The 5,304-nt window shown below is 64.0% G+C and carries 1 protein-coding gene; it reads right to left on the bottom strand.

The window, feature by feature from the left end; genetic code table 11:
* The coding region (locus ACE3UY_RS18565; protein ID WP_374688972.1) for a S8 family serine peptidase at window positions 1-4,986 on the bottom strand (4,986 nt) is incomplete at its 3' end.
* Window positions 4,987-5,304 lie beyond the last annotated feature (318 nt).

The following is a 5,304-nucleotide window of genomic DNA, read 5'->3' as shown; positions in this document are numbered from 1 at the left end:
GCGGGTGGCAAGGTTGTAGAGGGCATGGCCCTGGCTGGCGCTCACTGAGGCGATATCCACCACCAGGCCGGGCGGCACGTTGATGGCTATGTCCACCACCTCGCTATCGGTGCTGCCGTTCCAGGCCCACAGACTGAGCGTTGTCATATCGCCCGTTGCCAGCCCTTCCGGCGCGGCAGTGAAGCGGGCGGACAAGCCGCTCGCCTCCAGCGCGGGCACAGTGATGATGACAGGCAGGTTGATGGCTGTCGGGCCATCAGCCGGCCCCACGAAGATCAGTCCCTGCCACTCAGAACCGGGCTTGTAGGCTATCTCGGCCGACAGATCGAAGGTGACGGGCACGCCAGCCGCCACAGGCCCGGCCGGCGCGTTGACGACCAGATCATGTCCCTGAATCGCGTCAATGGCGATGTCGAAGACGCCGGCTGTACCGGGCACGCTGTAGCCGTGAACCATGATCCAGTACTGGGCATCAACGGGCAGCGACAGGGCGATGCTCTCCTCGGATGTCGGCCCGGCCGAACTGGCGATCAAGTAGTCACTGTTACAGTCCAGCGCGCCGTCGCCGTTGTCGCCCCACAAGTAGAGATCGACATCCAGGTTATGAACGCTGGAAGTTGTCGTCGCCTGCAACAGGCCGCCATCCCGGATTTTGGTGGGATAGACCCAGGTAGCGGAGCAGATGTTATTGGGAGTGTCCTGCGCGATCGGCTCGCCCATCTTGCGGATCGGCTGCGAGAGGCCGAAACCGAGCACGCTGAGACCTTCGGGGATATCGGCCGTGGATTTGATGCTGGCCTGCAACTCCGCTCTGACTGTGGGAGGCGTGGCGCTGACGATGGTCTCGGCCGCCGCCGTCAGTGGCGCGGGAGCGACGGACAGCTGATAGGCGCGGCCGACGACCGGCTCACCGATGACGCGGCCGGCATTCAGCACATTGTGGAGCGAGACGTAGCCCAGACCGTCGCCGGAGAGACCGCCGACGATCTCCTTAGGGCCGTCGGTCTCTGTGTAGAAGGCAAACGTGCCATTGCTGAGCCAGGCATCGCGACTGCCGCCAATCCGCCCCACGCCCGACGGCCCAAAGAAGGCCGGATCGCCGGCGGAGAAGTCATCCTCGGCCGCGCCGAAGATGGCCGTGTCCACGTCGGTCAGGTCGGGCACGGGCACGACGTAGCTCGCTGTCGGGTCGGCCATGAACACGCCCACGTCGTCGAGCTGCCACCAGAAGCTCCAGCTTTGCGCGACGTAACGGAAGCGAAGCTGGACGCTGCCCCCGGCATAGTCAGACAGGTCAATGACTTGCGGTACGAAAGTATAGGTTTGCAGATCGAGAAGGTTCGTCCAGGTGGCGCCGCCGTCCTCGCTGATATCGACGTAGCCGTTCTCGAGGATGTTACCCTGCCAGTCGATGTTGCCGATGAAGTGGGTGTGGAAGGCGAGCCACGCCTCGGTTTGGCCGCTCAGGTCAATGATGGGCGTGTAAAGCTCGGTATCCACGCCGGACATGCAGTAGCTGGAGCTGGTCTCGGCCGCCAGACCCTCGCCGCCGGTCCAGTTGTCTGAGCCGAGTACCCCGGTCGATTGCCAGCCGCAGGTGCTAACATTCGTGATCACTGGCCAGTCCCACGGGATGCCGTCCTCGAACGTCTCGTAGAGTGCACTCTCCGGCAGCGGCGGGATGTTGGATGCTTCCGGGAAGGCCCATTCCGTTGTGACGACCATGCCCGTGCCGGGCTCGGTCGCGCCGTCGGGCGCGTCGTAGTAGAACTGCTTCCAGTCTCCCGTTTCTGGACGCCAGCCCCAGTCGGTGGAACCGAGGAGATGGCCGTTGTCGTAGGGCGTATCGCCCAGCGATTCATCCAGTGAAGTCGCGCCGAACTCGAACGTGGCCGAATCGGCGGCGACGTGGGTGATAACAGGAATGACTTGGCCGTCGTACTCGATAGCGCCTTCATAGAGACCGAGGCGGGCGTCGTCGGGCACGGCCATCGTCGCCGTCACCGTTGCCATGCCGGCGGCGGGCACGTTGACCGAGGCGGCCGACAGACTCAGCCAGTCCCAATCGGCCTTCTTGTAGAGGATGAGTTGGACGGTTACGTCGATGTCTTCCGTGTAACTAAATCGCTGCAGGCCGAAAAAGACGCCATCGTGCCGGCGCGACAGCGCGTCGCGGCCCAGGTCCGCCAATTGATAGTTGGCTGTGGCATAGGCGTAGGTGTAGCGGTTGAACTCAAAGCCATCGGGGCCGTCTTTATCGATCTCGTCCGGTTCGACGCGACCGTTGCCGTTGAGGTCTTCCCACAGATTGCCGTCGCCGTTCAGGTCTTTCCAGTCGTAGAAAAGGGTTGTGACGGTGGTGTCGGCATAGTAGTTCTCATCCCGGTCAAAAACCGAGAACGGGAACATCACGTGGGCGCTGACCAGATCGGGGTCGTAGTCATCGATCACGTCGCTGATGTCGCGCAGGTAGTCGGGCACGATGCCGTCTTGGTTACCGGCGCCCAGCGTGACCGTGAAGCTGATCTCGTGGACGCGCTGCAACGTGACATCTTCCAGCTCGCTGGTGACGGCCGCGTCCGTTGGGTTGTGGAGCGTCAGCGGGATCGACGCGCTCTGGCCTGGATGAATAATGGCCGGAAAACCGGGCGTCAGGTTCTCGCCGCGATAGTCGCCTACCTGCCACTGGCTGGGGGTCACGTAGGCGGCCGCGCCGGCAGCGATGGCCGTCGAGCGCAGCGCGTCGGCGTTGCCCGCGCCCTGGGCCAGGGCGTTGTAACCCAGGTCATGCGCGCCGTTATTCAGGATGTCAGTCGCTTCTTGCCACGTCGGCCAGCGACCGTGAGCGTCTTGGAAAGATTCGTAGACCATTGCGGCGATGCCGGCGCAGACGGGGCTGGACATCGACGTGCCGCCGAACAGGTCATACGCGCCCTGGCCGTTCATGGCCCGGTTGAGCGGCGTGGAACCGAAGCCCCAGGCCCCGACGCAAACCAGGTCGGGATCGACATCGCCCAGGCCCGATGGCCCGCGATTCGACCACGGCTGAATGGCCCCATAGGTGAACTGATCCGGGGCAACCAACTCAAAGTACGTGCTGCTACCATACGACGTGCTGGCGCCGACCTTGAGCAGCGTGCCGCCGCCGGGCGAGGTCGTCGTGCCATAGCCGGGGCCGCCGTTGCCCGTGGAGACCAGGAAGGTAGCATGGGGGGCGTAGACCTGGTTCAAGTATTGGGCAAAACGTGAGGTGCTATCCCAACCATCCTCGACGACAGAGCTGTCGCCCCATGAGTTGTTGATCACATGGGCTTCGTCGCCCGTCTGCGGCGCGCCGTCGAAGCCGAGGACGGCCAGCGTCCAGGAGTCAAACGGCAGGTTGAAGCCGTTCATGAACGCGGCGATCCGGGCATCTGGAGCCATGCCGGCCGTCACCGGCCCGCCGACGCCGCCCATCTCGGCCCCGCCGGCCAGGCGCGGGTTGATCTGGCGCAGCAGGTAGGGGTCGGTGATGACACTTTGCCCGGCAATCATCGAGGCCACCGCCGTGCCGTGGGCGTCCGAGTCGCCGACGAAGGCGATCAAGCGGCCCGCCTTGGGCACGATTACATTCGGGTAGAGCACACCCACACCCGGCGGCGGGTTCTCGCCGTCCGCGATCCAGCTGAGCATGCTGACGGACAGATCCCACAGGCCGTCGCCGCCGTCGCTCCCGTCGGCGTTGTAGAGGTCTGTGCCCGATAGTTCATCGCCCTTGGACATGGGCTTCTCATCGCCCAGATCCTGGTCGAAGTCGGCGTCAACGTAGACGGTGTCATAGACGCCGGCCGTCACCTCATCGGCCACGATGACCGCCGCGGGCGCGCTATACTCTGAAGCATAACCCAGGGTGCGCAGATAGGCGGCGGACAGGTGGGAGAGATCGGGATGGACTGTATAGTAGTAGATCCCACTCTGTGACGTATCCGGCCAGGTGAAGGGCAGGAAGAGCGGCTCACCCGAGAGCGTGCCGGCGTCGATCATCAAGTCGGCCGAGCACTGGCCGGCGTCGCAAGTGACGTCCTCGATCGGGAGCGTGTGGGCATAGAGCGTGCCGTTGACCCACTCCCAGTAGTTATCCGGGCCGATGGTTGCCGAATCCAGCGCGTAGTAAACGCCGGACAGCGTGTCATAGGCGAACGGCCACCCGTCGTAGGGGCCGCCTTCGACGCGGGCCTGTGTGCCTTGCAGGTCGGTCGCGCCGAAATCCACGCCGGAATCGATCACGGCGGCCACGACGCCCTCGCCGGTATAGCCGGCGGCATGGGCCTCGGCGACGCGATGAATGTCGGTGACTTTGATGGTGTCAATGGCATTGGGCGCGGGGCTGGCGGTCGCGGCCGGCGCAGTGGCCGTTGACGAAAGGGGCGTCAGGGCGTTCGCCGACGCCGCCAGCACGGCCGCCGGGCCGCCGGACGCCAGCAACTCAGCCATCTGTTGCCGCGTCAGGGCCGGTTGCGCGCCCGCCATCTCCTCCAGGCCGGGCGCGGGCATGGGCTGGTAGGCCGCGGTCGAAGTGACGGAGAATACGCCCTCCAGACCGGCCAGCTTGAGCAGGTTGGCGGCTTTCACTTCGCCGGTGACCCATTGCAGTTCGCCGAAGCGCCGGCTGGCGACCGAGCTTATCATGAATCGCTCGACGGACGTTCCGGGGCGGATAAGGACGAAAACGAGATGCTGCGTATCGTTGGCCGGCCCGGTTCTGGTCGGCCTCACCGCGGTCGTTTCGACCGAGGCGCGCAGGTCGGGTGAAAGTTTCTGGAGCGCCACGTCGGAACCGGTCGCGACGTCAACGCGGTCAACGCGGGCGAAGTTGGCAATTAAGTTGTTGGAGGGAATGCCAGTCTCTCGTTCGGCCGGTTGGGCGGCCAGGGGTGAAGAGAGCAGCAGGGTCAGGACGATGAGCAGTGCGCCGGCGCACAGTAGGCGGCCGATCTTGATGGTCATGATGAGACGTTTTCTCCAATGTTAGTTGGCTTGATGGTGTGATGTTCAGGACCGGTCAGGTTCGTGTTGTGTTACAGGCTGATAGCGTCACCTCCATTCTATGCGGCGCGATTGGCTACATCGCGCTACAGGTAGGCGATTTTCATTGGCGCCAGACAGAACTGACTGGAATATAATCTGGTTGGGCACGCGATCAACTGTGCTCTACAGGACTTCTCAGCCAGCGACCGGTGCACTCAGATCGGTCAGGTCTTGGCCTGAGTGGGCAAGGCGTCCGCTAGTTCGCGCAGCGCCTCGAACTCGATGTAGACGTTGTTG

Origin of the sequence: Promineifilum sp. (SeqCode) (assembly GCF_041918635.1) — a bacterium.
Classification (GTDB): domain Bacteria; phylum Chloroflexota; class Anaerolineae; order Promineifilales; family Promineifilaceae; genus Promineifilum.
The sequence above is the reverse complement of the archived record's forward strand: the minus strand, read 5'-3'. Positions and strand labels throughout refer to the sequence as shown.